At 71.5% G+C, this 24,966-nt stretch carries 24 protein-coding genes and 1 pseudogene; 18 read left to right on the forward strand and 7 right to left on the reverse strand.

Annotated features, from left to right (window positions below; all coding sequences use genetic code 11):
* The first annotated feature begins 89 nt into the window (after positions 1–89).
* A complete protein-coding gene (locus OG978_RS33000) occupies positions 90–1,268 on the forward strand; it encodes an extracellular solute-binding protein (RefSeq protein WP_326768714.1) in 1,179 nt (392 codons plus the stop codon).
* Between the two features lie 98 nt (positions 1,269–1,366).
* Here the strand turns inward: OG978_RS33000 and aceB are convergent, their stop codons facing one another.
* Positions 1,367–2,986 carry a malate synthase A gene (gene aceB, locus OG978_RS33005; RefSeq protein WP_326768715.1) on the reverse strand — a complete coding sequence of 540 codons (1,620 nt, stop codon included), beginning with the start codon at positions 2,984–2,986 and terminating at the stop codon, positions 1,367–1,369.
* A 234-nt stretch (positions 2,987–3,220) separates the two neighbouring features.
* Positions 3,221–3,826, reverse strand: a complete 606-nt coding sequence (locus OG978_RS33010; protein ID WP_326768716.1) for a nucleotidyltransferase family protein — start codon at positions 3,824–3,826, stop codon at positions 3,221–3,223.
* A 257-nt stretch (positions 3,827–4,083) separates the two neighbouring features.
* Between OG978_RS33010 and OG978_RS33015 the strand changes: the two genes are divergently transcribed.
* Complete coding sequence (locus tag OG978_RS33015; RefSeq protein ID WP_326768717.1) at positions 4,084–4,386, forward strand: DUF5955 family protein; 303 nt, start codon at positions 4,084–4,086, stop codon at positions 4,384–4,386.
* Between the two features lie 20 nt (positions 4,387–4,406).
* On the opposite strand, the gene OG978_RS33020 is transcribed toward OG978_RS33015, so the two are convergent.
* Complete coding sequence (locus tag OG978_RS33020) at positions 4,407–5,045, reverse strand: response regulator transcription factor (protein WP_326768718.1); 639 nt, start codon at positions 5,043–5,045, stop codon at positions 4,407–4,409.
* Positions 5,042–6,253 carry a sensor histidine kinase gene (locus tag OG978_RS33025; RefSeq protein WP_326768719.1) on the reverse strand — a complete coding sequence of 404 codons (1,212 nt, stop codon included), beginning with the start codon at positions 6,251–6,253 and terminating at the stop codon, positions 5,042–5,044. The genes OG978_RS33020 and OG978_RS33025 overlap by 4 nt, the downstream gene beginning before the upstream one ends.
* 110 nt (positions 6,254–6,363) lie before the next feature.
* Between OG978_RS33025 and OG978_RS33030 the strand changes: the two genes are divergently transcribed.
* Complete coding sequence (locus OG978_RS33030; protein ID WP_326768720.1) at positions 6,364–7,458, forward strand: ABC transporter permease; 1,095 nt, start codon at positions 6,364–6,366, stop codon at positions 7,456–7,458.
* Positions 7,455–8,135 carry an ABC transporter ATP-binding protein gene (locus OG978_RS33035; protein WP_326768721.1) on the forward strand — a complete coding sequence of 227 codons (681 nt, stop codon included), beginning with the start codon at positions 7,455–7,457 and terminating at the stop codon, positions 8,133–8,135. The genes OG978_RS33030 and OG978_RS33035 overlap by 4 nt, the downstream gene beginning before the upstream one ends.
* Before the next feature lie 58 nt (positions 8,136–8,193).
* Here the strand turns inward: OG978_RS33035 and OG978_RS33040 are convergent, their stop codons facing one another.
* A complete protein-coding gene (locus OG978_RS33040; RefSeq protein ID WP_326768722.1) occupies positions 8,194–8,994 on the reverse strand; it encodes an IclR family transcriptional regulator in 801 nt (266 codons plus the stop codon).
* A gap of 363 nt (positions 8,995–9,357) precedes the next feature.
* Here OG978_RS33040 and allB point away from each other — a divergent pair, with 363 nt between their 5' ends.
* From allB to OG978_RS33055, 3 genes are all read left to right on the forward strand, one after another.
* Positions 9,358–10,701: an allantoinase AllB gene (gene allB, locus OG978_RS33045; RefSeq protein ID WP_326768723.1), complete on the forward strand. Its 1,344-nt coding sequence runs from the start codon at positions 9,358–9,360 to the stop codon at positions 10,699–10,701.
* Positions 10,702–10,703: 2 nt separating this feature from the next.
* Positions 10,704–11,819 (forward strand): allantoicase, encoded by a 1,116-nt coding sequence (alc, locus tag OG978_RS33050; protein ID WP_326768724.1) that lies wholly within the window; start codon positions 10,704–10,706, stop codon positions 11,817–11,819.
* A 92-nt stretch (positions 11,820–11,911) separates the two neighbouring features.
* Positions 11,912–12,241 (forward strand): putative quinol monooxygenase, encoded by a 330-nt coding sequence (locus OG978_RS33055; RefSeq protein ID WP_326768725.1) that lies wholly within the window; start codon positions 11,912–11,914, stop codon positions 12,239–12,241.
* 34 nt (positions 12,242–12,275) lie between these two features.
* On the opposite strand, the gene OG978_RS33060 is transcribed toward OG978_RS33055, so the two are convergent.
* A complete protein-coding gene (locus tag OG978_RS33060; protein ID WP_326768726.1) occupies positions 12,276–13,031 on the reverse strand; it encodes an SDR family NAD(P)-dependent oxidoreductase in 756 nt (251 codons plus the stop codon).
* A gap of 205 nt (positions 13,032–13,236) precedes the next feature.
* Between OG978_RS33060 and OG978_RS33065 the strand changes: the two genes are divergently transcribed.
* From OG978_RS33065 to OG978_RS33090, 6 genes and pseudogenes are all read left to right on the forward strand, one after another.
* Complete coding sequence (locus OG978_RS33065) at positions 13,237–13,860, forward strand: dihydrofolate reductase family protein (protein WP_326768727.1); 624 nt, start codon at positions 13,237–13,239, stop codon at positions 13,858–13,860.
* 107 nt (positions 13,861–13,967) lie between these two features.
* On the forward strand, positions 13,968–14,891 hold the full coding sequence (locus OG978_RS33070; protein WP_326768728.1) for a DMT family transporter: 924 nt from the start codon (positions 13,968–13,970) through the stop codon (positions 14,889–14,891).
* A gap of 119 nt (positions 14,892–15,010) precedes the next feature.
* Positions 15,011–16,227 (forward strand): annotated as a pseudogene (locus OG978_RS33075) (sensor histidine kinase).
* 62 nt (positions 16,228–16,289) lie between these two features.
* On the forward strand, positions 16,290–17,024 hold the full coding sequence (locus OG978_RS33080; RefSeq protein WP_326768729.1) for a response regulator transcription factor: 735 nt from the start codon (positions 16,290–16,292) through the stop codon (positions 17,022–17,024).
* Positions 17,025–17,122: 98 nt separating this feature from the next.
* Positions 17,123–18,325 (forward strand): cytochrome P450 family protein, encoded by a 1,203-nt coding sequence (locus OG978_RS33085; RefSeq protein ID WP_326768730.1) that lies wholly within the window; start codon positions 17,123–17,125, stop codon positions 18,323–18,325.
* 16 nt (positions 18,326–18,341) lie between these two features.
* Positions 18,342–18,764, forward strand: a complete 423-nt coding sequence (locus OG978_RS33090) for a PaaI family thioesterase (RefSeq protein ID WP_326768731.1) — start codon at positions 18,342–18,344, stop codon at positions 18,762–18,764.
* 10 nt (positions 18,765–18,774) lie between these two features.
* On the opposite strand, the gene OG978_RS33095 is transcribed toward OG978_RS33090, so the two are convergent.
* Positions 18,775–19,797 (reverse strand): Gfo/Idh/MocA family protein, encoded by a 1,023-nt coding sequence (locus tag OG978_RS33095; protein WP_326768732.1) that lies wholly within the window; start codon positions 19,795–19,797, stop codon positions 18,775–18,777.
* 137 nt (positions 19,798–19,934) lie between these two features.
* On the opposite strand from OG978_RS33095, the gene OG978_RS33100 reads away from it, so the two are divergent.
* From OG978_RS33100 to OG978_RS33120, 5 genes are all read left to right on the forward strand, one after another.
* Positions 19,935–20,693, forward strand: a complete 759-nt coding sequence (locus OG978_RS33100) for a GntR family transcriptional regulator (RefSeq protein ID WP_326768733.1) — start codon at positions 19,935–19,937, stop codon at positions 20,691–20,693.
* Positions 20,694–20,786: 93 nt separating this feature from the next.
* Positions 20,787–21,791, forward strand: coding sequence for a sugar ABC transporter substrate-binding protein (locus OG978_RS33105; RefSeq protein WP_326768734.1), 1,005 nt, complete (start codon positions 20,787–20,789; stop codon positions 21,789–21,791).
* A gap of 164 nt (positions 21,792–21,955) precedes the next feature.
* Positions 21,956–22,969: a sugar ABC transporter substrate-binding protein gene (locus OG978_RS33110; RefSeq protein WP_442817780.1), complete on the forward strand. Its 1,014-nt coding sequence runs from the start codon at positions 21,956–21,958 to the stop codon at positions 22,967–22,969.
* A complete protein-coding gene (locus OG978_RS33115) occupies positions 22,966–24,018 on the forward strand; it encodes an ABC transporter permease (protein ID WP_326768736.1) in 1,053 nt (350 codons plus the stop codon). The genes OG978_RS33110 and OG978_RS33115 overlap by 4 nt, the downstream gene beginning before the upstream one ends.
* A complete protein-coding gene (locus OG978_RS33120) occupies positions 24,015–24,875 on the forward strand; it encodes an ATP-binding cassette domain-containing protein (protein ID WP_326768737.1) in 861 nt (286 codons plus the stop codon). Before OG978_RS33115 ends, OG978_RS33120 begins: the two co-directional genes overlap by 4 nt.
* Positions 24,876–24,966 lie beyond the last annotated feature (91 nt).

Below are 24,966 nucleotides of genomic sequence, written 5' to 3' on the forward strand. Positions count from 1 at the left end.
TGCGTCGGCGGCAGTTCCTTCTTCAGACAGCCGGCCTCGCCGGCACCACGGCCGCGTTCGGGCTCACCGGCTGCTCATCACGTCAGGACGTGGAGCTCGATCTCCTCGTGGCCAGCTACGACAAGAGCGTGGGCGCCTCGCTCAGCGACCAGTGGGACAGCATCGTCTCCGCCTTCGAGAAGCAGCACGCCGGCATAAAGATCAACCTTGAGCGGGTCCCGTTCAACAAGATCGACAAGACGCTCGCCCAGCGGGTCGAAGCGGGCCGGGCGCCCGACATCGCGCAGTCGAACGTCTTCGCGCCCTATGCCGAGGACGGCCGGCTCTACAACCTGAGCCAGCTGTTCGACATCGCCACCCAGGCCGACTTCATCCGGTCCTTCACCGAGGCGGGCACGGTCGACAACGCCACGTACGGGATCCCCTTCCTGGCCAGCACGCCCCGGCTCTTCTACAACAAGGAACTCTTCCGGCGGGCCCGCATCACTGGCGCCCCCACCTCGTGGGACACGCTGCGCGAGGCCGCCGAGGCGCTGAAGGCGATCGGCGTGAAGACGCCGTACGGGCTCCAGTTCGGCCCCGAGGCGGCCGACGACGAGGCCCTGTCCTGGCTGCTCGCGGCCGACGGCGGCTATACGGGGGAGCTCGCGGAGTACGACTTCGCGACGTCGGCCAACATCGAGGCCCTGACCTGGCTGCGGGACAAACTCGTCGCCGACGGGCTGGCCGGCGCGTCCCCCGCGGAGCTCGACAGGACCGCCGCGTACGCACAGTTCCTGCAGGGCGAGATCGGGATGCTGATCGCCCACCCCGTGCTGATGGGCGCGGCCGATCAGGCCAAAGTCCCCTACGCGCACGCTCCGTTCCCCAAGAAGGACGGCGGAGCCGCCAGGCCGGTGGGGCTGAGCGACTGGCTGATGGCGTTCGAGCGGAACGGCCACCGCAAGGAGTGCGGTGTGTTCCTCGCCTTCCTCTACAGCGGAGAGTCCGCCATGACCTACGGCGGCGGTCAGTCCGCGCTCCCCGTGACGTACTCCGCGTCCGACGCGGCGACCGGGGGTTCCTCCGAGCAAGGGCTGTCGGCGTTCATCGAGCAGTTGGCGGACGCGCAGTTCGCGCCGGTGAACATGCGGTCCTGGCCCGCCGTCAGGGGCACGATACGCACCGATGTGAGCCAGGCGGTGATGAAGGGCGGCGACCCCGAGTCCGTGCTCACGTCGCTGGACGACTCGGCCGTCAAGGCGGATATGGAGGCGGCGACCACCTGACGCCTGTCCGCGGACATGGACGTGAACGTGGACATACCTCCGCCCCCGGCGCTGTGCGGTGCTGGGGGCGGAGGTATGTCCGTTCGAACGGTGCGGGCTCAGCCCAGCTGCTCGTACGCCGGCAGCGTCAGGAAGTCCGCGTAGTCCTGGTCCAGGGAGACCTGGAGCAGGAGGTCGTGGGCCTGCTGCCACTTGCCGGCGGCGAACGCCTCGTCGCCGATCTCCGCGCGGATCGCGGCGAGTTCCTCGGCCGCGACCTTGCGGGCCAGGTCCGCCGTGGCGTGCTCGCCGTTCTCGAAGACCACGTCCGCGTTGATCCACTGCCAGATCTGCGAGCGGGAGATCTCCGCCGTGGCGGCGTCCTCCATCAGGTTGAAGATGGCGACCGCGCCCATGCCGCGCAGCCAGGCCTCGATGTAGCGGATGCCGACCGCGACGGCGTTGCGCAGGCCCTCGTAGGTGGGCTTGGCGTCCAGGGTGTCGATGGCGATCAGGTCACCGGCGGCCACCGCGACGTCCTCGCGCAGGCGGTCCTTCTGGTTCGGCTTCTCGCCGAGGACCGCGTCGAAGGAGGCCATGGCGATCGGGACCAGGTCCGGGTGGGCGACCCAGGAGCCGTCGAAGCCGTCGTGGGCCTCGCGGTCCTTGTCGGCCTTGACCTTCTCGAAGGCGACCTTGTTGACCTCGGCGTCGCGGCGGGACGGGATGAAGGCCGCCATGCCGCCGATGGCGTGCGCGCCGCGCTTGTGGCAGGTGCGGACGAGGAGTTCGGTGTACGCGCGCATGAACGGGGCGGTCATCGCCACCGCGTTGCGGTCCGGCAGGACGAACTTGGAGCCGCCGTCGCGGAAGTTCTTGACGATGGAGAAGAGGTAGTCCCAACGTCCGGCGTTCAGTCCGGAGGCGTGGTCGCGGAGCTCGTAGAGGATCTCCTCCATCTCGTACGCGGCGGTGATCGTCTCGATCAGGACGGTCGCGCGGACCGTGCCCTGCGGGATGCCGACGTAGTCCTGGGCGAAGACGAAGATGTCGTTCCAGAGGCGGGCCTCCAGGTGCGACTCCGTCTTCGGGAGGTAGAAGTACGGGCCCTTGCCGAGATCGATGAGGCGCTGGGCGTTGTGGAAGAAGTAGAGGCCGAAGTCGACCAGCGCGCCGGGCACCGGGGTGCCGTCGAGCTGGAGGTGACGCTCGTTCAGGTGCCAGCCTCGGGGGCGGGTGACGACCGTGGCGAGCTCGTCGGCGGGCTTCAGGGCGTACGACTTGCCGGACTTCGGGTCCGTGAAGTCGATGTTGCGGGTGTACGCGTCGATCAGGTTGAGCTGGCCGAGGACGACGTTCTCCCACGTGGGGGCGGACGCGTCCTCGAAGTCGGCGAGCCAGACCTTCGCGCCCGAGTTCAGGGCGTTGATGGTCATCTTGCGGTCGGTCGGACCGGTGATCTCCACCCGGCGGTCGTTCAGCGCGGCCGGGGCCGGCGCGACCTTCCAGGAGTCGTCCGCGCGGACCGCCGCCGTCTCGGGCAGGAAGTCCAGCGTGGACGTACGGGCGATCTCGGCGCGGCGCTCGCCGCGGCGGGCGAGCAGCTCGTCACGGCGGGGCGTGAACTGCCGGTGCAGCTCGGCCACGAACGCGAGGGCCGCGTCGGTCAGGACCTCGTCCTGCCGGGGCAGGGGCTCGGCATCGACGATGGCCAGCGGGGACGGCGCTGGTGCGGACATGAGCTGTCACTCCTTCAGCGGGCGGCGTGGGCGGCGTCTCACGGCCGCCGGGTCGCCTGAAATGGCACGGCGTGCCACGGCTCCGGGATACGGGCGTGGACGCCGTCCGAGGTGCAGAGGGCTTCTGGCCAGTGGATAGTAGTTTCCTCATAGTGGAAGTTCAATGGTTTGTTGATGTCGAGATTCTCCGGGTCGACAGAAGTGGCCCGGTGCTGGCGCAGCGTGCCAGTCCGGTCACCCGAGGTGTTTCAGGTCCTCCGCCGTGTCGATGTCGTACGCCTGAGCCACATCGGAACACTCGACGAGCGTGATCGCATCGCGGTGCGCCCGCAGGTACGCCCGAGCGCCCTGGTCACCCACCGCGCCCGCCGCGATGTCCGCCCACAGGCCCGCCCCGAACAGCACCGGATGGCCGCGTTCCCCGTCGTACGCGGCGGCCGCGATCCCCGTCCGGGAGCGGTACGCCGAACGCACCCGTGCCACTGCGTCCGCGCCGATGCCCGGCTGGTCGACCAGGAGGACGAGCGCCGCGTCGGCCCCCGTGCCGGCCAGTGCCCCGAGCCCCGCCCGCAGAGACGAGCCCATGCCCTCGGTCCACCCGGGGTTGACGGTCACCGTGCAGCCGCTGAGGTCGGCGCGGGCCCGGACCTCGTCCGCGGCGGCGCCCAGGACCACATGGACGGGGCCGCAGCCGCCGTCGCGCAGTACCCGCACCGCGTGCTCGACCAGTGGCCGGCCGCGGTGTTCGAGCAGCGCCTTGGGCCGTCCGCCGAGCCGCCGTCCGCCGCCCGCGGCGAGCAGCAGTCCGGCGATCCCGGGGGTTGGTGTTGTCGTAGTCATGCGGTCTGGATACCCCAATACGCCCCGGACGCGCACCCTTCGCTTAAGCAAGCGGAGGAGGGTGTGAGCGGGGGCGGCGTCCACCGGGCGACACGCGTATCACCCTTACGGGACACCCTGAATTCTGTCCGTGGAGTGGCGCTCGACACCTGTCATGGCGTTAACTTGCGCGCACGACCGGACACTTGGCCACGGTGTGGGGACCGGTCGGAACACTGGCACAAGGATGTGCGAGGGGGAGTGCTTTGTTGCGAAGCGTGGGGCAGACGCGGGTGACCGGCGGCGGTGGGGACCCGAGGGTGACGGAGCTGCGTACGGCCGTCTCCCGGCTCCGCCGTGAGCTGGCGGGGCACCCGGGCGAATTCCCGGACCGGGGGATCGCCGAGGACGAACTGGCCGCGTTGGACGCGATGGCGGCCGGCGGCGTACCCGAGATTCCGCGTCTGCGCCGCTCACTGCTGCTGATCGCGGGGGCGATCGGCTCGGTGAGCGCCCTGGCCTCCGCGCTCAGGGACGTACGGGTCGCCGTCGATCTCTTCGGTGAGCCACCGCGCGGCTGACCGGCAGCACGGGGGCGGGGTCAGCGGCGGATGAGCCTGCGGGCCGTCGCCGCCGCGACCGCCGAGGTGCGGGAGTCCACACCCAGCTTGGCGTAGATGTGCACCAGATGGGACTTCACCGTCGCCTGGCTGAGGAAGAGCCGCTTGCTGATCTGCAGGTTCGACAGCCCCTCGCCGACCAGCTGCAGGACCTCCAGCTCGCGCTTGGTCAGCGCCTCCGCGGGCGTCCGCATGCGGTCCATCAGCCGGTGGGCGACGGCCGGTGCGAGTGCCGAGCGGCCCGCCGCGGCCGTGCGTACCGCCGCGGCCAGCTCCTCCGGCGGGGCGTCCTTCAGCAGATAGCCGGCGGCGCCCGCCTCGACCGCGGCCAGGATGTCGGCGTCCGAGTCGTACGTGGTGAGGATCAGGACGCGGGGCGCGTCCGGCTGTGCCGTGATGGCCGCGGTGGCCTGCGATCCGTGCATGCCCGCACCGAACTGCAGGTCCATGAGGACGACATCGAACTCGCCGGTCGCGGCGAGTTCGACGGCCGCCTCGGCGGTGGCCGCCTCGGCGACCACCCGGAAACCGGGTTCGGAATCGAGCACGGCCCGCAGCCCCGCCCGTACCACCGGGTGGTCGTCGGCGAGCAGCAGCCTGATGGGGGTGGGGGTGGTCATGCGGCGTCCTGTCCTGGCCGGCCGTCGGGGATCGGGAGGGGAAGGGTCAGGGCGACGGCGGTGCCCTGACCGGGGGCCGACTCGACACTGAGCGTGCCGCCCAGCGAACGGGCCCGGGCACGCATCGCGGGCAGTCCGAAGCCCCCGGTGCCCTGGTCCCCGGCCACCGGGCCGAGGCCCGGGGTGAACCCCCGGCCGTCGTCGACGACGTCCAGCGACACCGAGGTGTCCATGAAGCTGAGGGTGATCTCCGCACGCCGGGCCCCGGCGTGCCGCACCGTGTTGGCCAGCGCCGACTGGGCGGTACGCAGCAGCGCCACCTCGTACGGCGTGGGCAGCTCCACCGGCGTGCCGCTCACCGCGAACTGCACCGTGAGGCCGGGGGCCGTCGTGCGGGACGAGAGGCGTTCCAGGGCGGCCGCCAGGGAACCGTTCTCCAGGTCGGGCGGCGACAGGGCGCGGACGAAGCGGCGGGCCTCGGCGAGATTGTCCTGGGCGGCCTCGCGGGCCCGGCGGACGTGCGCGGTGGCGGGGTCGTCGGTGGGCAGGGTGCGTTCGGCGGCGCGCAGCAGCAGCTGGATGCTGGACAGACCCTGCGCCAGGGTGTCGTGGATCTCGCGGGCCAGCCGCTCGCGTTCGGCGAGCGTGCCCGCGGTGCGTTCCGCCTCGGCCAGCTCCGCCCGGGTCGACATCAGCTCCTCGATGAGCTCCCGGCGCCGTTCGCTCTCCCGGAACAGCGCCTCGTATCCGAGGACCGTCGCGACCGCGACCGCCGCCCCGAGCAGCGGCCCGATGAAGGTGCCCGGTGTGACGGCCTGGCCGTGCAGCACGAAACTGGCGATGCCGGCGGCCGCGGTGACCGCGACGGCGGGCAGGGCCCAGCGGGTCGGCAGCAGATGCAGTTGCAGGAAGTAGAGCGGGAAGGCCACCCACAGGGCGTCCGACGACAGGGCGAGCAGCGCCAGCCACACGGCGCCCAGCGCCGCCAGCCACAGCGCGGCCGCGCGGGTGCGCGGCTGTACGGCGGGGGCGAGTGCGCCCGCCGCGTACAGGGCGGCCATCACGCAGGTGAGCACGACGACGGCGGTGGCGTGCGGTGTGCCGTCGCTGACGGCCCGTACCGCCGCGAGTACCAGCAGCCCCACCAGCAGCGCGTGGAGGCAGAGCCGCAGCGCGGCGGCGACCGGGGGGTGGGCGCGGGAATCCATGATTCGTCCAGCGTAGACGCGGGGTGCCGGGGGCCGGTCAATCGAAAGGTTGATGTCTCGCCCCACCGCCGAGCGATGTTTCCGGCGGCCCGGACGGCGAGGCTGGGGGCATGTTCGTCGCATGGAGAGATCTCCGGTTCGCCAAGGGCCGGTTCGCACTCATGGGCACGGTCGTGGTGCTGATCACGCTGCTCGTGGGTCTGTTGTCCGGACTCACCGCCGGTCTGGCCCGGGAGAACACCTCGGCCGTCACGGGGCTGAACGCCGACCACCTCGCGTTCGCCGCCCCGCCCGACGGCCGGTCGGTGTCCTTCACCGACTCGGCCGTCGAGGAGAGTGCCTGGCGGAGCTGGGCGGAGCGGCCCGGGGTGAGCGGCGCGGAACCGCTCGGCATCCGTACGCTCAACGCCGTCGCCGGCCAGGGGGAGCGCACGGCCGCGGTATCGGCGTTCGGGGTCGAGCCGGACGGGGACCTGGCGCCCACCAGCGGTGCGCGGGTCGGCCCGGGGAAGGTGGTGCTGTCCGGGCAGGCCGCCGACGACCTGGCGGTCGGGGCCGGTGACCGGCTGCGGCTCGGCTCCACCGAGGTCACCGTCGCGGCCGTCGCGGGGGACGCCTCGTACAGCCACACGCCGGTCGTGTGGACCTCGTTCGACGACTGGCAGCGGTTCGGGGGCGACGGCGACGGCCGGGGACGGCATGCCACGGTGATCGCCCTGACCACCACCGACGGCGTCGATCTCGCCGCGGGCGACAAGGCGGCCGGCACCAGCACGCTCTCCCTCGGCGACTCCCTCACCGCCATCGGCTCCTACCAGGCCGAGAACGGCTCGCTCCAGCTGATGCGCGGCTTCCTCTTCGCCATCTCCGCCCTGGTCATCGGCGCCTTCTTCACCGTCTGGACGATCCAGCGCAGCGGCGACGTCGCCGTGCTCAAGGCGCTCGGCGCCTCCACCCCGTATCTGCTGCGCGACGCGCTCGGGCAGGCCGTGGTGATGCTCGCCATCGGTACGGGGGTGGGCACGGCACTGGCCTCGGGCCTCGGCGCCGTGATCAGCGGCAGTGCCGTGCCGTTCGTCCTCGACGCGGCGACCGTCCTGGTCCCGGCGGCCGTCATGATCGTCCTCGGTGCCCTCGGGGCGGCCCTGTCCATCCGGCGGATCACCGCCGTCGACCCGCTCACCGCACTCGGGAGTGCCCGATGACCCTCACCCTCGCCGACGTCACCCTCACCTACCCCGACGGCGACAGCCGGCTCACCGCCCTCGACCGGATCTCGCTGGAGGTGCCCGCGGGCACGCTCACCGCGGTCGTGGGACCGTCCGGCTCGGGCAAGTCCAGCCTGCTCGCGGTGGCCGCGACCCTGGTCACCCCCGACGAGGGCCGGGTGGTTGTCGCCGGTACGGACACCGCGGGCCTGGGCCGCGCGCAACAGGCTCAGCTGCGCCGCGAGCACATCGGTATCGTCTTCCAGCAGCCCAATCTGCTGCCGTCGCTCACGGCGGCCGAACAGCTCCAGGTGATGACCCACCTCTCGGGCGGCGCGGTACGCGCAGCCCGCGGCCGGGCACTGGAACTGCTGGACGCGGTCGGCCTGGCGGACCAGGCCGGGCGCAGGCCGCACCAGCTGTCGGGCGGGCAGCGGCAGCGGATCAACATCGCGCGGGCCCTGATGAACGACCCGGCGGTGCTGCTGGTCGACGAACCGACCAGCGCGCTCGATCACGAGCGGGGTGCGGCGGTGCTGGACCTGCTGGTCGCGCTGACCCGGGAGCGGTCGACGGCGACGGTGCTGGTCACGCACGACCTGGCCCATCTGGACAAGGCGGACCGCACGGTCCGGATGGACGACGGCTGCCTGACGGTGCCCGAACCGGTCTGAGACATCGTGCGGGGAGGAGGGGTGGCCCCGGCCACCCCTCCTTTCGTTCCGGAGCGTCTCAGCCGGTGGAACCGCTGCTCGCCAGTGCGTCGGAGAGTTCCTTCGCGGCCTGCTGGAGGATCGGCACGATCCGCTCCGTTGCCGTGTCCGTCACCCGGCCCGCCGGACCGGAGATCGAAATCGCGGCCGAAGTCGGCGAGTTCGGGACCGGGACCGCCAGGCAGCGCACCCCGATCTCCTGCTCGTTGTCGTCGACCGCGTAGCCGACCCGGCGGACCTGCTCCAGCGCGTCGAGGAAGCCGTCGGGGGTGGTGATCGTCTTCTCGGTGGCGGCCGGCATCCCGGTACGGGCGAGCAGGGCCCGCACCTCCTCCGGCGGCGTGTGCGCCAGCAGCGCCTTGCCGACCCCGGTGGAGTGGGGGAGCACCCGGCGGCCCACCTCGGTGAACATGCGCATCGAGTGCTTGGACGGCACCTGTGCCACGTACACGATTTCGTCGCCGTCGAGCAGCGCCATGTTCGCGGTCTCGCCGGTCTCCTCGACCAGGCGCGCCAGGTACGGGCGGGCCCAGGTGCCGAGCAGCCGGGACGCGGACTCGCCGAGCCGGATCAGCCGCGGGCCGAGGGCGTAGCGCCGATTGGGCTGCTGGCGCACGTATCCGCAGAGCACCAGCGTGCGCATCAGGCGGTGAATGGTCGGCAGCGGGAGCCCGCTGCTCGCGGAGAGTTCGCTCAGCCCGACCTCACCCCCCGCGTCCGCCATCCGCTCCAGCAGATCGAAGGCACGCTCAAGGGACTGCACACCACCGCTGGAAGCGGCGGGCTTGGAGTCGGATGTGCTGGCGTGGGACGGCGGCACGTCAACGGTCCTTTCGAGGCGGAAGAGCGGGTGCCCCGCCCGGCGAGGCACCCAGCAGCCTACCGGGCGGTTCCCGATCGGCCCACTGCTCCGGGTACGGCGTCCTGGCCGGTCAGAGCCCGTTTGTCCCGGTGTCGGCAGTCGGCGGGGCAGATCTTCCGGCCAGCACTGGTCCCATGTTACGTTCCGCTCTCCGAAATGAGACTTTTACTTTGTGGAAATCTCCAATTATGGGCGCGGGGTGGCCCGCCGGTCGTCCGGCGAGGAAAGTGGGGTCTTGACGGGCCCGAATCCCGAGTGAAGACTCCTTCAACAGTTCGTTGAAATTCGTCAGCGTTCAAAAGTCCGAAGTGAGGAGCACGGGTGTCCGGTGCGGACGTGAAGCTGGTACTGCGCTCGACGCGTGTCGTCACCCCGGACGGGACGCGCCCCGCAGCGGTCGCCGTCGCCGACGGGAGAATCGACGCCGTCCTGCCGTACGACACCGAGGTGCCGGCCGACGCCCGGCTGGAGGACTTCGGCGACGACGTCCTGCTGCCCGGACTCGTCGACACGCATGTCCATGTGAACGACCCGGGCCGCACGGAGTGGGAAGGCTTCTTCACCGCCACCCGCGCGGCGGCGGCGGGCGGCATCACCACCCTGCTCGACATGCCGCTCAACTCCCTCCCGCCGACCACCACCGTCGACCACCTGCGCACCAAGCAGCAGGTGGCCGCCCCCAAGGCGCACATCGACACCGGTTTCTGGGGCGGTGCGATCCCGTCCAACGTCAAGGACCTGCGACCGCTCCACGAGGCCGGGGTGTTCGGCTTCAAGTGCTTCCTCTCGCCCTCCGGCGTCGAGGAGTTCCCGGAGCTCGACCAGGAGCAGCTGGCCCGGTCCATGGCGGAGATCGCCGGCTTCGGCGGGCTGCTGATCGTGCACGCCGAGGACCCGCACCACCTGGCCGATGCCCCGCAGCGCGGCGGGCCCGCGTACGCCGACTTCCTCGCCTCCCGGCCGCGCGACGCCGAGAACACCGCGGTCGAGGGACTGATCGCGCATGCCAGACGGCTGAACGCCCGCGTCCACGTCCTGCATCTGTCCTCCAGTGACGCACTGCCGATGATCGCCGCCGCGAAGCGCGAAGGCGTACGGATCACGGTGGAGTCCTGCCCGCACTTCCTCACCCTCACCGCCGAGGAAGTCCCGGACGGGGCAACGGAGTTCAAGTGCTGCCCGCCGATCCGCGAGGCCGCCAACCAGGACGCGCTGTGGGAGGGGCTGGCCGACGGGACGATCGACTGCATCGTCTCCGACCACTCGCCGTGCACCACCGACCTCAAGATGCCGGACTTCGCCTCCGCCTGGGGCGGGATCTCCTCCCTCCAGCTGGGACTGCCCGCCATCTGGACCGAGGCCCGCAGGCGCGGTCACTCGCTCGACGACGTCGCCCGCTGGATGTCGGCCGCCCCCGCCGAACTGGCCGGACTGACCTGGAAGGGCGCCATCGAGGCCGGCCGCGACGCGGACTTCGCGGTGCTCGCCCCGGACGACACGTTCACCGTCGACCCCGCCGAACTCTTCCACCGCAACCAGGTCACCGCGTACGCCGGCAAGACCCTGCACGGCGTCGTGAAGTCGACCTGGCTGCGCGGCGAACGGATCGCGGCCGACGGCGCCGTCTCCGGGCCCACCGGCCGCCTCCTCGAAAGGAACCAGTGATCATGACGGCGACCGAGCGCTTCACCGGTGACGCGAACCCGTACGGCGGCGGCGACCCGTACGCCGACTACCGCACCGCCGACTTCCCCTTCACCGACCTCGTCGACCTCGCCGACCGGCGGCTCGGCGCGGGTGTGATCGCCGCCAACGACGAGTTCTTCGCCGAGCGCGAGAACCTGCTCAAGCCGGAGCCCGCCGAGTTCGATCCCGAGCGCTTCGGTCACAAGGGCAAGATCATGGACGGCTGGGAGACCCGCCGTCGTCGCGGTGCGAGCGCGGACGTGCCGCACCCCGCGGACGAGGACCACGACTGGGCGCTGGTACGGCTCGGCGCGCCCGGAATCGTACGCGGCATCGTCGTCGACACCGCCCACTTCCGCGGCAACTACCCGCAGGCGGTCTCCGTCGAGGCGGCCTGCGTGCCCGGCTCCCCGTCGCCCGAGGAGCTCCTCGCGCCCGAGGTGAAGTGGACAACGCTCGTACCCCGTACGGCCGTTGGCGGGCACGCGGCCAATGGTTTCGTGGTCGAGGCCGAGCAGTTCGTCACCCATCTGCGGGTCAACCAGCATCCCGACGGCGGGATAGCCCGCCTCCGGGTGTACGGCGAGATCACCCCCGACCCCGCCTGGCTGGCCGCCCTCGGCACCTTCGACCTGGTCGCCCTGGAGAACGGCGGCACGGTGGAGGACGCCTCCGACCGCTTCTACTCCCCGGCCACCAACACCATCCAGCCCGGCCGGTCCCGCAAGATGGACGACGGCTGGGAGACCCGCCGCCGGCGCGACAGGGGCAACGACTGGATCCGCTACCGGCTCGTCGAGCAGGCACAGATCCGTGCGGTCGAGATCGACACCGCGTATCTGAAGGGCAACTCGGCGGGCTGGGCGAGCCTCTTCGCCCGCGACGGCGAGAGCGGCGAATGGACCGAGGTACTGCCCCGGACCCGGCTGCAGCCCGACACCGACCACCGCTTCGTCCTGCCGGAGGCGGTCCGGGCCACGCACGTCCGGATCGACATCTTCCCGGACGGCGGGATCTCCCGGCTCCGGCTGTTCGGCTCACCGACCGAGGAGGGCGCCGCGCGGCTGGCGGCCCGTCACCGCGAGCTGGGCGGGTAGCCCGACGTCGGACGGGCCGGTGTCCGGCCCGTCCGACGCCATCCGGGTGTGCCCGATGAGTCCGTGTCCAGGGCTTATGCGACCCTGGACGCATGATTTTCATCGCCGTCAAGTTCACCGTCCGCAGCGCCGAGCGCGACAACTGGCTCCCGGCCGTCGAGCCCTTCACCCTCGCCACCCGGCAGGAGCCGGGCAATGTGTTCTTCGAGTGGTCGTACAGCGTCGAGAACCCGGACCAGTTCGTCCTCCTTGAGGCCTTCGCCTCGCCCGAGGCCGGTGAGGCCCATGTGAAGTCCGAGCACTTCGCGGCGGCCATGGACCTGATGGCGGACCTCGTGGCCGAGACCCCGGAGATCATCAACGTGGAGGTGCCGGGCGAGGGTTGGTCCCGGATGGCGGAGGTCACCCCGCGCTCACGGTGACGCCGCAGGCTTCCGCCTTCCGGTGAGGGTGCGGTCAGGCCGCGTGGCCGCCGTCCACCGTCAGCTCGGTGCCGGTGATGTACGCGGCCTCGCCACTGGCCAAGTAGGCGACGAGCGAAGCCACTTCGTCCGTCGTGCCGAAGCGGTCCAGGGCGGTCGCCGAGCGCTGGCCGGCGGCGAACGGGCCGTCGGCCGGGTTGAGATCCGTGTCGACCGGACCGGGTTGCACCAGGTTGACCGTGATGCCGCGCGGGCCGAGCTCGCGGGCGAGCGGCTTGGTGAGTCCGGCCAGCGCCGACTTGCTCATCGCGTAGAGGGTGGAGCCGGGACCGCCCGCGTGCCGGCTCAGCGCCGTGCCGATGGAGACGATGCGGCCACCGCGCTCCATCAGCTCCGCCGCCGCGCGGCAGGCCAGGAACACCGCCCGCACATTCACCGCCAGCACCCGGTCCACGTCGGCCGGGGTGAGGGTGCCGATGGGGCCGAGGACGCCGATGCCCGCGTTGTTGACCAGGATGTCCAGCCGGCCGAGCGCGTCCGCGGCCCCGGTCACGGCCGCCGGGACCGCTTCCGGGTCGGCCGAGTCCACGCGCAGGGCGATGCCCCGTCGGCCGTACGAGCGGATCTTCGCCACGACCTCGTGGGCGGCCGCCTCGTCCTGTACGTACGTCAGTGCCACGTCGACGCCCTCCCGGGCGAGTCGCAGGGCCGTCGCGGCGCCGATGCCGCGGCTGCCTCCGGTGACGAGCGCGGTGCGGGTCGTGCCGGTGGTGGTGCTGGTGCTGTTCATCATGGGTTCCTCGCAGGTCGGCGGTGTTCCGTCGTGCGCTTCGTGCGCTTCGACACCGACAAGGAAAGTCGTTCCGCCCGGCCGTCACCGGCGGGAATCGGACGCCTGCGTGGGACGCCGTTCTGCGGCCCGACCGATGAGTTCCGGGTGGCAGCGGGGTCAGAGAAGAAAGACCATCGGTGGACCGGAACACAGGAGAAGGACCATGGCCAAGCTGACACTCACCACATTCCTGTCGCTCGACGGAGTCATGCAGGCACCGGGCGGCCCGGACGAGGACCGCAGCGGCGGATTCGAGTGCGGCGGCTGGATCGTGCCCTTCGCGGACGAGGGCATGATGCGGTTCATCAATGAGCTGTTCGACCGGTCGGCGGCCTTCCTCCTGGGCCGTCGCACGTACGACATCTTCGCCGCGTACTGGCCCAAGGTGACCGACCCCGACCACCTGGTGGCGAGCCGCCTCAACGCGCTCCCCAAGTACGTCGTCTCGACCACCCTGGACTCGCCCGAGTGGCACGACACGACCGTCATCTCCACGGACGTCGCCGAGGAGATCGCCCGCCTCAAGGAGCGCACGGAGGGCGGCGAGCTCCAGATCCACGGCAGCGGCGCGCTCGCCCGGTCCCTGATGGCGCACGACCTGATCGACGAGTACCACCTCCTCCGCTTCCCGGTCGTGCTGGGCCAAGGCGGCCGCCTCTTCCCGGAGGACGGGCCGCCGACCGCCTTCGAGCGGATCGCGGCGCAGGAGACCCCGAGCGGCATCTCGATCCACACCTACCGGCCGGCGGGCCCGGCGCGGTTCGGTACCTTCCCGCTCGACGCCTGAGAGGGCTGTTCCGGACGGGGCAACGCCCGATACGGTGATCGTTCCGCGTGCGAGCCATCGAGGTCTCCACATCGTTCCCGCTGTGGAGAACCAGGAGAACCAGCCAGGTGTCCTCGATCGCCGTGCCCGCCCTCGCCCCGTCCCGCCGTGCCTGGCTCACCGATCTGCCCGTGCTGCTCGTCGCGGTCGTGTGGGGTTCGAGCTATCTGGCGGCCAAGGGCATCACCACCGCCCAGACCGTCCTCGCCGTGCTCGTGCTGCGGTTCGCCGTCGTACTGCCGGTGCTGGTCGTGGTCGGCCGGCGCAGGCTGCGGGCGCTCGGCGCGGCGCAGTGGCGGGGGGCCGGCCTGCTGGGGCTCGTCCTCAGCGCGATCTTCCTCGTGGAGACGTACGGCGTCGTGCACACCTCGGCGACCAACGCGGGGCTCATCATCAGCCTCACCATGATCTTCACCCCGCTCGCCGAGGCCGCCGTGACACGTGTCCGGCCGCCCAGGGCCTTCCTCGCCGCCGCGGTTCTCTCCGTCGCCGGTGTGGTGCTGCTGACCCAGGGCGGCGGATTCACCAGTCCGTCGGCCGGCGATCTGCTGATGCTGGTGGCCGCCCTCGCCCGTACCGTCCACGTGCTGCTGATGGCCCGCATCAAGTCGGTGCAGGGGGCCGACTCGCTGTCGCTGACCACGGTCCAGCTCGGCAGCGCGGTCGCCGTCTTCGCCGTGCTCGCGGCCCTGCCCGGCACCGGGGAGGCGCCGTGGACCGTGGCCGCGGGATTCGGCGTCCGGGAATGGGGCGGGCTGCTCTTCCTCTCCGTCTTCTGCACGCTCTTCGCCTTCTTCGTGCAGATGTGGTCGGTACGCCGCACCTCACCGTCCCGGGTCAGCCTGCTGCTCGGTACGGAGCCGCTCTGGGCCGCCGCCGTGGGCATCGCGATCGGCGGCGAACGGCTCGGCGTGCTCGGCGCGGTGGGCGCGGTGCTCGTCCTGGCCGGTACCGCCTGGGGCCGCCGGGCGGTCACTCCGGCCGCTCCCTGAGCCGGCCGGCGGCCACCGTCGCCGCCCCGCCCGTCCGAAAGTCTCGTCCTGCGCGACTTTGGTCGCCCCTCACGTCCGTACGGCCGGGACCACCCGACCGACCTGGGTAGTTTTGTGGCATGACGCGTACGGAATACCGCTGGCTGCTGCCCTCGGCGATGGCCGACCCCGAGCTGCCCGGCGACCGGCGCGGCCGCGCGCGACGCACCGTGCGGGACTGGGCCGTCGACCTCACCGCCTTCCTCTGCGCGGCCCTGGTCGGCATGCTCGCGGCCGCGACGATCGAGGCCGACCGCACCACCCCCGACGGCGTCCTGTTCGCCGACATCGTGATCGGTGCCCTGGCCTGCTGTGCTCTGTGGGTGCGGCGGCGGTGGCCGCTCGGCGTCGCGGTGGGCCTGGTCCTGGTCGCCACGGTCGAGCCGGTCGCGGCGGGGGCCATGCTCGTTGCGCTGTTCGGGGTGGCCGTGCACCGCCCGTTCCGGCCTGTGGCGGCCGTCGGGGCACTCACCCTGGCAGTCGCCCCCGTACAGCCGTATCTGCGCCCCGAACCGGACACCTCGTTCGTCGAGGCCACGGTCATCGGGGCGCTGTTGCCCCTGCTGGTGATCAGCTGGGGCATGGTCGTACGGTCCAGGCGCAGCTCGTCGTCACCCTGCGCGAGCGGGCCCACCGGGCCGAGACCGAGGCGGAGCTCCGCGCCGAACAGGCGCAGCGGCTCGCCCGCGAGGCCATCGCCCGCGAGATGCACGATGTCCTCGCCCACCGGCTGACCCTGCTCAGCGTCCACGCCGGAGCCCTCGAATTCCGCCCCGACGCTCCCACGGCCGAGGTGGCCCGCGCGGCCGGGGTCATCCGGGACAGCGCGCACGAGGCGCTCCAGGACCTCCGCGAGATCATCGGAGTCCTGCGCAGCCCCGGCGAGAGCGACGGCGACCGGCCGCAGCCCACCCTCGCCACGCTGAACTCGCTGATCGCCGAGTCCCGGCTGGCCGGCATGAAGGTCACCCTCGACAACCGCGTCGACGACCCCGGCGCGGCCCCCGCCGCCACCGGCCGCACCGTCTACCGCATCGCCCAGGAAGGCCTGACCAACGCCCGCAAGCACGCACCCGGCACCGAGGCCACCGTCACGGTCACCGGTGCCCCGGGCGAAGGGCTCACCGTCGAGGTGCGCAATCCGGCTCCCACCGAACCCTTCGAGCAGGTCCCCGGTTCCGGCCAGGGGCTCATCGGGCTCACGGAACGCGCCACCCTGGCCGGGGGCAGCCTCGACCACGGGCCGCAACCGGACGGCGGATTCCGGATCAGCGCCTCGCTGCCGTGGCCGGCCTGACCGTCGCGGGTTACCCCGGTCCCCGGCGCGGCCGGTGTCCGGGCCTGGCTACGGTGGTCCTCATGACCACCCCGCCCCCGATGGACCCCAAGGCGCAGCCCATCCGGCTGATCGTCGTCGACGACGACCCGCTCGTACGGGCCGGGCTCGCCCTCATGCTGGGCGGCGCCGACGACATCGACATCGTGGGGGAGGGGGCGGACGGCACGGAGGTCGCGGAACTCGTCGGCCGGCTGCGCCCCGACGTGGTGCTGATGGACATCCGGATGCCGGGCATGGACGGGCTGACCGCGACCGAGGTACTGCGCAGCCGCCCCGGCGCCCCGCAGATCATCGTCCTGACGACGTTCCACGCCGACGAACAGGTGCTGCGGGCCATCCGTGCCGGAGCGGCCGGCTTCGTACTGAAGGACACCCCGCCGGCGCAGATCGTCGACGCGGTACGACGGGTGGCGGCCGGCGATCCGGTGCTGTCGCCCGCGGTGACGCGCCAGCTCATGGCTCGCGCGGCCGGGACCGGCCCCCGGACCGGCCGCGACGACCGGGCGGACCGCGCCGACCGGGCACGGGCGCGGATCGCGTCACTCGCCGAGCGGGAACGCGAGGTCGCGATCGCCGTCGCCCGCGGCCGTTCCAACGCCGAGATCGCCGCGACGCTCTACCTCAGCGTGGCGACCGTGAAGACACAGGTGTCCCGGATCCTGGCCAGGTTCGGCTTCAACAACCGTGTCCAGATCGCGCTGTTGGTGCACGACGCCGGCCTGCTCGACGATGACGGTACGGAGTCGGCGACATAGGGTGAACCGGTCGGTCCGAAGCGATCGAGCAGAGCTCAGGCCTGTCCGGCTGATCAGGGTCGGACAGGGCGAGCCGTCAGACCGGGAGGGGCGATCCCATGTCCGATGCCAGTGGCCGCGCCGAGGCCGAGGTCGACGTCGACCTGCGCGGGATCGCGGACTTCACCGCGAACCCGCATCCGTACTACGAGAAACTCCGCGCCGCAGGCCCGGTGCACACCGTCCGCACCGACGAATTCGAGCGCGTCTGGCTCGTGGTGGGATACGACGAGGCCCGTGCGACCCTCGCCGACCAGCGGTTCGCCAAGGACTGGCGGGGCCTGCCGGGCGCACCCGCCGAGATGGACCCCATCTTCCTCAACATGCTGGAGCTGGACGCGCCCCACCACACCCGGCTGCGCAAGCTCGTCGCCCGGGAGTTCACCGCCCGCCGGGTCGAGGCCCTGCGCCCGCGCGTCCAGCAGATCACCGACGAGCTCCTCGACGCGATGGTGCCCGCAGGGCGCGCCGATCTCGTCGACGCGCTCGCCTTCCCGCTGCCGATGACCGTCATCTGCGAGCTGATCGGTGTGCCGGACCTGGACCGCGATGCCTTCCGCAGGCTGACGAAGGGGGTCATCACCCCGGCCTCGCCGGAACAGGAGGCCGAGGCGGTGCGCGCCATGAACGAGTACCTCCGCGAACTCATCGAGGACAAGCGGTGCTCGCCCGGCGACGACCTGATGAGTGCTCTGGTCAGGACACGCGACGAGGAGGGCGACGGGCTGTCGCCCGACGAGCTCGTGGGCATGGCCTTCCTGCTGCTCGTCGCCGGCCACGAGACCACGGTCAACCTGATCGCCAACGGGGTACGGGCGCTGCTCGACCACCCCGGCCAACTGGCGGCCCTGCGGGACGACCCGGAGCTGATCGGCGGTGCGGTCGAGGAGATGCTGCGCTACGACGGGCCGGTGGAGACCGCCACGTTCCGCTATCCCCGCGAGCAGGTCGAGATCGGGCAGCGGGTCGTTCCGGCGGGCGCACCGGTCCTGGTGTCCCTGGCGGGCGCCGACCGGGACCGCGGCCGCTACCCGGAACCGGACACCTTCGACATCCGCCGCGACGCCCGGGGCCACCTGGCCTTCGGACACGGCGTCCACTTCTGCGTGGGTGCGCCGCTGGCCCGCATGGAGGGCCGGATCGCGATCCGTACGCTGCTGGAGCGGTGCCCCTCCCTCGCGTCGGACGCGGAGGCCGGGGAGCTGGACTGGATTCCCGGGATGCTGATCCGCGGGGTGCGCGGGCTGCCCGTCCGCTGGTGAGACAAGGAGCTCTGTCATGAACGGACTTGACCTGCAGTTGGCGCGGAAGGTTCTCGACAGCCAGCCGTTCAGCGGCCTGGTGGGGGCGCGGATCACCGCCTTCGGGGACGGCGCCGCCACCCTCGAAGTGGACATCCGCCAGGAACTCCAGCAGCAGAACGGCTTTCTGCACGGCGGGGTCCTGGCCTACGCGGCCGACAACGCGATCACCTTCGCCGCCGGTACGACGCTCGGCCCGGCCGTACTGACCGGCGGATTCTCCATCCAGTACGTCCGGCCCGCCACCGGCAGCACCCTCATCGCCCACGCCGAGGTCGCGCACACCGGCCGCCGTCAGGCGGTGGTCCGCTGCGAGCTGTTCGCCGCGGGGGAGGAGGGGGAGCGGACGCTCTGCGCGGTCGCGCAGGGGACCGTGCTGTCGGCCGCCCCGTCCTCCTGAACCCGGGCCCTCAGGGGACGGGCTGCGTCGCGCCGTCGGTGATCTCCGCGATCGCCACGGGGCGCCGTTCCCGGCGGGACACCTCGCACGCCTCCGCGATCAGCAGCGCGAACCACGCCTCCCGGCCGTCGCACGGATTGGGCCGTTCGCCCCGCACCACCCGTACGAACGCGTCCAGTTCGGCCTCGTACGCCGGAGCGAACCGCTCCAGGAAGCCGGGCCAGGGGCTGGCGGGAGCCGGGGGACCCTGTGGTTCGGCCGAGGTGAGCGGTGTGCGGGCGTCCAGGCCGACCGTGATCTGGTCCAGCTCGCCCGCCACTTCCATCCGTACGTCGTAGCCGGCGCCGTTGCAGCGGGTGGCCGTCGCCGTGGCCAGGGTGCCGTCGTCGAGGGTCAGCAGGACCGCCGCGGTGTCGACATCGCCCGCGGCCCGGAACATCCCGGGCCCGGCATCCGATCCGGTGGCGTACACCTCCGTCACCTCACGGCCCGTCACCCACCGCAGCATGTCGAAGTCATGGACCAGACAGTCCCGGTAGAGCCCCCCGGAGAGCGGCAGATACGCGGCGGGCGGCGGGGCGGGGTCCATCGTCACCGCCCGCACGGTGTGCAGCCTGCCCAGCGCACCGGCCCGCACGGCGGCGCGGGCCGCCCGGTATCCCGCGTCGAACCTGCGCATGAAGCCCAGTTGGAGCACGCACCCGGCCCGGTCGACCTCGCGCAGCGCGCCCAGGGTCCCCGGCAGGTCCAGCGCGATCGGCTTCTCGCAGAACGCAGGGAGCCCCGCGCGCGCGGCCTGGCCGATCAGCCCCGCGTGCGCCGATGTGGCCGAGGCGATCACCACGGCGTCCACCCCGGCGCCGAACACCTCGTCGGCGCCCGGGACGGCCGTCGCGCCGACGCGCCCGGCGACCTCGGCCGCCCGCGCCCCGTCGGTGTCCGTCACCACCAGGGCGTCCACCTCGGGATGGCGGGCCAGCACGCCCGCGTGGAAGGAACCGATCCGGCCGGTGCCGATGAGTCCGATACGCATGGACCCAACGTGCCGCCCGCCGGCTGCGCTGTCAACCATATGTCCTGACAAGGTGCGTCTTGTTCGTTGGTCATGCTGTCCGGACAACAGGACGACCGGACTACCGGAGGTTCTGACGTGAGGGATACCCTCCACGCGTGCCCAAACCCACCACCGACCCCGCCGCACTCGAACTCGGCGTGGACCGCACCAGCCCGATCCCGCTCTACTTCCAGCTGGCCCAGCAGCTGGAAGCCGCCATCGAGCAGGGCCGGCTCGCCCCCGGCAGCCTCCTCGGCAACGAGATCGAACTCGCGGCACGGCTCGGCCTGTCCCGGCCCACGGTCCGCCAGGCCATCCAGTCACTGGTCGACAGGGGGCTGATGGTGCGTCGTCGCGGCGTCGGCACCCAGGTCGTGCACAGCAGGGTCAGGCGCCCGCTCGAACTGAGCAGCCTCTACGACGACCTGGAGGCCGCGGGCGGGCACCCCACGACCCGCGTCCTGCGCAACACCGTCGAGCCCGCCGACGCGGCGGTGGCCGACGCCCTGGCGGTCGCCGAAGGCACCGACGTACACCTCGTCGAGCGGCTGCGGTACGCGCACGACGAGCCGCTGGCACTCCTGCGCAACCACCTGCCGCTCGGGATCCTCGACCTGGACACCGGGCGGCTGGAGGCCACCGGCCTGTACCGGCTGATGCGTGGCGCCGGCATCACCCTGCACAGCGCCCGCCAGACCGTCGGCGCCCGGCTCGCCACCGCCGACGAGGCGGCCGGGCTCGCCGAGACGGAGGGCGCCGCCCTGCTGACGATGGAGCGCACCACCTTCGACGACACCGGACGGGCGGTCGAGTTCGGCTCCCACATCTACCGGGCCTCTCGCTACACCTTCGATTTCCAGCTGCTCGTACGGTGACGACGGCCACCCGGCCCCGTTGACGTCCCGTACGCCCACCGCTAGAACTCCTCCAGCCGCACTCGGGCGGCCGGGAGAGAAGGCGGACCCACCATGCGTACCTCTCGCAAGGCAGCAACCCTGATCACCGTCGCGGCCCTCGGAATCGGCATCGCCGTCTCCGGCTGCAGCGGCTCCGGCGGCAGGAGCGCCGAGGAGAAGCCCGCGGGCACGAGCGGCGGCGCGGCCGCCGACACGCCCCGGATGAAGATCGCGATGGTCACGCACTCGGGGGAGGGCGACACCTTCTGGGACATCGTGCAGAGCGGCGCGAAACAGGCGGCGGCCAAGGACAACGTCGAGTTCCTGTACTCGGCGCACAAGGAGGGAAAGGAACAGGCCCAGCTCGTCCAGGCCGCCATCGACCAGAAGGTCGACGGGCTGATCGTCACCCTCGCCAAACCGGAAGCCGTCGAGGACGTCGTCGCCAAGGCCGTGAAGGCCGGCATACCCGTCGTGACCATCAACTCGGGCGCACAGTTCTCCAAGCGGCTCGGCGCGCTCGGGCACATCGGGCAGGACGAGAAGGTCGCGGGCGAGGCAGTCGGTGAGGAGCTCGGCGCGCGGGGCCGCAAGAAGGCCGTCTGCATCATCCACGAGCAGGGCAATGTGTCGCTGGAGGAGCGCTGCGCCGGGGTACGCAAGACCTTCGGCGGCCGGGTCGAGAACCTCAACGTGGACGGCACCAACATGCCGGCCTCCACCTCCTCGATCGAGGCGAAGCTCCAGGCCGACAAGGACATCGACGCGATCGTCACCCTCGGCGCCCCCTTCGCCGCCGCCTCCGTCAAGGCCAAGGAGGGCTCCGGCAGCGAGGCGGAGGTCGACACCTTCGACCTGAACGCCGAGGTCGTCAAGCGGCTGAAGGCGCACGAGGTCGGCTTCGCCGTCGACCAGCAGCCCTACCTCCAGGGCTATCTCGCCGTCGACGAGCTGTGGCTGAACCGGACCAACGGCAACGTCATCGGCGGCGGAAAGCCGGTGCTCACCGGCCCGGCGATCGTCACCGCCACCGACGTGCCGCAGCTGGAGAAGTACACCGCGCGCGGCACCCGGTGAACCTCCCGTACACCGCGGTGCGCACCCGGTGCCGACACACGCGTCCCGCCCCTGCCGGGCGGTGCCGCCGACCGCTCGGGGATACTTGGCCAGCCGGGCCGGGTGCGCACCATCCCCGGCCCCTCCAGGCAGCACAGCGAGCAGCACAAGAAGGGCACGGCGTCGTGGCAAGGGTTCGGACAGGGGTACGTGCGATGGGCGCCGTGCTTGCGGCGGTGCTCGGGGCTTCCCTCGTGGGATGCAGCAGCACCGGTGGCAAGCGGGCGGAGGAGCGCGCGGCCCGGGCCGCCGCCGAGGGCCGGGCCGCGGTGGACACGCCCCGCTGGACCTTCGCCATGGTCACCCACTCGGGCGACGGCGACACCTTCTGGGACATCGTCCAGCGCGGTGCCGAGCAGGCCGCCGTCAAGGACAACATCAAGTTCCTGTACTCGCACAACGACGAGGCGCAGCAGCAGGCCCAGCTGGTGCAGGCCGCCATCGACCAGAAGGTCGACGGGCTGATCGTCACCCTCGCCAAGCCCGACGCGATGAAGGACGTGGTGACCAAGGCCACCAAGGCCGGAATCCCGGTGATCACGGTGAACTCGGGCTCCGCGGAGTCCAAGCGGTTCGGCGCGCTCACCCACATCGGCCAGGACGAGTCCATCGCGGGCGAGGCGGTCGGCGAGGAGCTCAACGCCCGGGGCCGCAAGAAGGCGCTGTGCATCCTGCACGAGCAGGGCAACGTCGGCCACGAGCAGCGCTGCGCCGGGGCGAAGAAGACCTTCGACGGACAGATGCAGAACCTGTACGTCGAGGGCACCAACATGCCCGACGTCCAGGCGTCCATCGAGGCGAAGCTCCAGGCCGACAAGAACATCGACGCGGTCGTGACGCTCGGCGCGCCGTTCGCGGACGCCGCGGTCAAGGCGAAGAAGACCGCGGGCAGCAAGGCCGAGATCGACACCTTCGACCTGAACGCCAAGGTCGCCACGGCCCTCCAGGACAAGACCCTCGGCTTCGCGGTGGACCAGCAGCCCTACCTCCAGGGGTACGAGGCGGTCGACCTGCTCTGGCTCCACCGCTACAACGGCAATGTGCTCGGTGGCGGACGCCCGGTCCTCACCGGACCGCAGATCATCACCTCGAAGGACGCCGCCGAACTCGCCCAGTACACGAAGCGGGGGACCCGATGAGCACGATCGCCGGACCGTCCGCCCCGGCCGGGGCCGACGAGCGGCTGATGCGCACCTCACCGCTGCGCAGGCTGCTCGGCCGTCCCGAGCTCGGCTCGGTGGTCGGTGCCGCGGCCGTCTTCATCTTCTTCTCGATCGTCGCCGACAGCTTCCTGCGCGCCTCCAGCTTCGGCACCGTGCTGTACGCGGCCTCGACGATCGGGATCATGGCCGCGCCGGTGGCGCTGCTGATGATCGGCGGCGAGTTCGACCTCTCCGCCGGTGTGCTGGTCACCAGCTCCGCGCTGATCTCGTCGATGTTCAGCTATCAGATGACGGCCAACGTCTGGGTCGGCGTCTTCGTGTCGCTGCTGGTCACTCTGGCCATCGGGGCGTTCAACGGCTTCATGCTGACCCGCACCAAACTGCCGAGCTTCATCATCACGCTCGGTACGTTCCTGATGCTGACCGGCCTCAACCTGGGCTTCACCAAGCTGATCAGCGGGACCGTGTCCACCAAGGCCATCGGTGACATGGAGGGCTTCGACTCGGCCCGCAAGGTGTTCGCCTCGCAGTGGACCATCGGCGGCGTCGAGTTCAAGGTCACCATCCTGTGGTGGGCCGTACTCGTCGCGATCGCCACCTGGATCCTGCTCCGTACCCGCTTCGGCAACTGGATCTTCGCGGTCGGCGGCGAGGCCGACGCGGCCCGCGCGGTCGGCGTCCCGGTGATCCGTACCAAGATCGGGCTCTACCTCGGGGTCGCCTTCGCCGCCTGGGTCTCCGGCCAGCATCTGCTGTTCTCGTTCGACGTCGTGCAGTCCGGCGAGGGCGTCGGCAACGAACTGATCTACATCATCGCGGCCGTCATCGGCGGCTGTCTGATCACCGGCGGCTACGGCTCCGCGATCGGCTCCGCGGTCGGTGCCTTCATCTTCGGCATGACCAGCAAGGGCATCGTGTACGCGGAGTGGAACCCGGACTGGTTCAAGTTCTTCCTCGGAGCCATGCTGCTCCTGGCCACCCTGCTCAACGCATGGGTACGCAAGCGCGCGGAGGCGACGAAATGACGGCCCCCAAGGCACCGGCCGACCAGGAGGCGCCCCACCGGGCGCTCGTCGAGCTGGACCACGTCAGCAAGTTCTACGGCAACATCAAGGCCCTGACGGACGTCTCGCTGGAGGTCCACGCGGGCGAGATCTCCTGTGTGCTCGGCGACAACGGCGCAGGCAAGTCGACCCTGATCAAGATCATCGCGGGGCTGCACCGGCACGATGCCGGGACCTTCCTCATCGACGGCGAGGAGACCACCCTCGCCAACCCGCGCGACGCCCTGGACCGCGGCATCGCCACGGTCTACCAGGACCTCGCCGTCGTCCCCCTGATGCCGGTCTGGCGCAACTTCTTCCTCGGCTCCGAGCCGACCACCGGCGCCGGCCCCTTCAAGCGCCTCGACGTGCGGCTGATGCGCGAGACCACCCGCTCCGAGCTGCTGCGCATGGGGATCGACCTGCGCGACGTCGACCAGCCGATCGGCACCCTCTCCGGCGGCGAGCGCCAGTGCGTCGCCATCGCACGGGCCGTCTACTTCGGCGCCAAGGTCCTCGTCCTGGACGAGCCCACCGCCGCTCTCGGCGTCAAGCAGTCCGGGGTCGTGCTCAAGTACGTCGCCGCCGCCCGCGACGCGGGCCTCGGCGTGGTCCTCATCACGCACAACCCGCACCACGCGTATCTCGTCGGGGACCGTTTCGTCCTGCTGAAGCGGGGCGCCATGTCCGGCAGCCACACCAAGGCGTCCATCACTCTGGACGAGCTGACCCGCCAGATGGCGGGCGGCAGCGAGCTGGAGGAGCTCAGCCACGAGCTGGAACGGGCCCCCGCACCGACCCATCTCGGCGGCCACCCGGTCCCCGGCAAGCCCGAGTAGTCCCCGGCCGGTACCGGCCCCGTGCTCACCGGTCCGCCAGCCCCGGTGCCCCGGCAGTGGCAGAATCGAGCCCGACGGGCGCAGTCCGCCG

Source organism: Streptomyces sp. NBC_01591, assembly GCF_035918155.1.
Classification (GTDB): domain Bacteria; phylum Actinomycetota; class Actinomycetes; order Streptomycetales; family Streptomycetaceae; genus Streptomyces.

Coding starts and splice junctions, on each gene's coding strand:
- OG978_RS33105 (WP_326768734.1), top strand. CDS start 20,787: ATGCGTACCTCTCGCAAGGCAGCAACCCTGATCACCGTCGCGGCCCTC.
- OG978_RS33025 (WP_326768719.1), bottom strand. CDS start 6,253: ATGGATTCCCGCGCCCACCCCCCGGTCGCCGCCGCGCTGCGGCTCTGC.
- OG978_RS33035 (WP_326768721.1), top strand. CDS start 7,455: ATGACCCTCACCCTCGCCGACGTCACCCTCACCTACCCCGACGGCGAC.
- OG978_RS33120 (WP_326768737.1), top strand. CDS start 24,015: ATGACGGCCCCCAAGGCACCGGCCGACCAGGAGGCGCCCCACCGGGCG.
- OG978_RS33020 (WP_326768718.1), bottom strand. CDS start 5,045: ATGACCACCCCCACCCCCATCAGGCTGCTGCTCGCCGACGACCACCCG.
- OG978_RS33010 (WP_326768716.1), bottom strand. CDS start 3,826: ATGACTACGACAACACCAACCCCCGGGATCGCCGGACTGCTGCTCGCC.
- alc (WP_326768724.1), top strand. CDS start 10,704: ATGACGGCGACCGAGCGCTTCACCGGTGACGCGAACCCGTACGGCGGC.
- OG978_RS33065 (WP_326768727.1), top strand. CDS start 13,237: ATGGCCAAGCTGACACTCACCACATTCCTGTCGCTCGACGGAGTCATG.
- OG978_RS33085 (WP_326768730.1), top strand. CDS start 17,123: ATGTCCGATGCCAGTGGCCGCGCCGAGGCCGAGGTCGACGTCGACCTG.
- OG978_RS33055 (WP_326768725.1), top strand. CDS start 11,912: ATGATTTTCATCGCCGTCAAGTTCACCGTCCGCAGCGCCGAGCGCGAC.
- OG978_RS33030 (WP_326768720.1), top strand. CDS start 6,364: ATGTTCGTCGCATGGAGAGATCTCCGGTTCGCCAAGGGCCGGTTCGCA.
- OG978_RS33080 (WP_326768729.1), top strand. CDS start 16,290: ATGACCACCCCGCCCCCGATGGACCCCAAGGCGCAGCCCATCCGGCTG.
- aceB (WP_326768715.1), bottom strand. CDS start 2,986: ATGTCCGCACCAGCGCCGTCCCCGCTGGCCATCGTCGATGCCGAGCCC.
- OG978_RS33095 (WP_326768732.1), bottom strand. CDS start 19,797: ATGCGTATCGGACTCATCGGCACCGGCCGGATCGGTTCCTTCCACGCG.
- OG978_RS33060 (WP_326768726.1), bottom strand. CDS start 13,031: ATGAACAGCACCAGCACCACCACCGGCACGACCCGCACCGCGCTCGTC.
- OG978_RS33090 (WP_326768731.1), top strand. CDS start 18,342: ATGAACGGACTTGACCTGCAGTTGGCGCGGAAGGTTCTCGACAGCCAG.
- OG978_RS33115 (WP_326768736.1), top strand. CDS start 22,966: ATGAGCACGATCGCCGGACCGTCCGCCCCGGCCGGGGCCGACGAGCGG.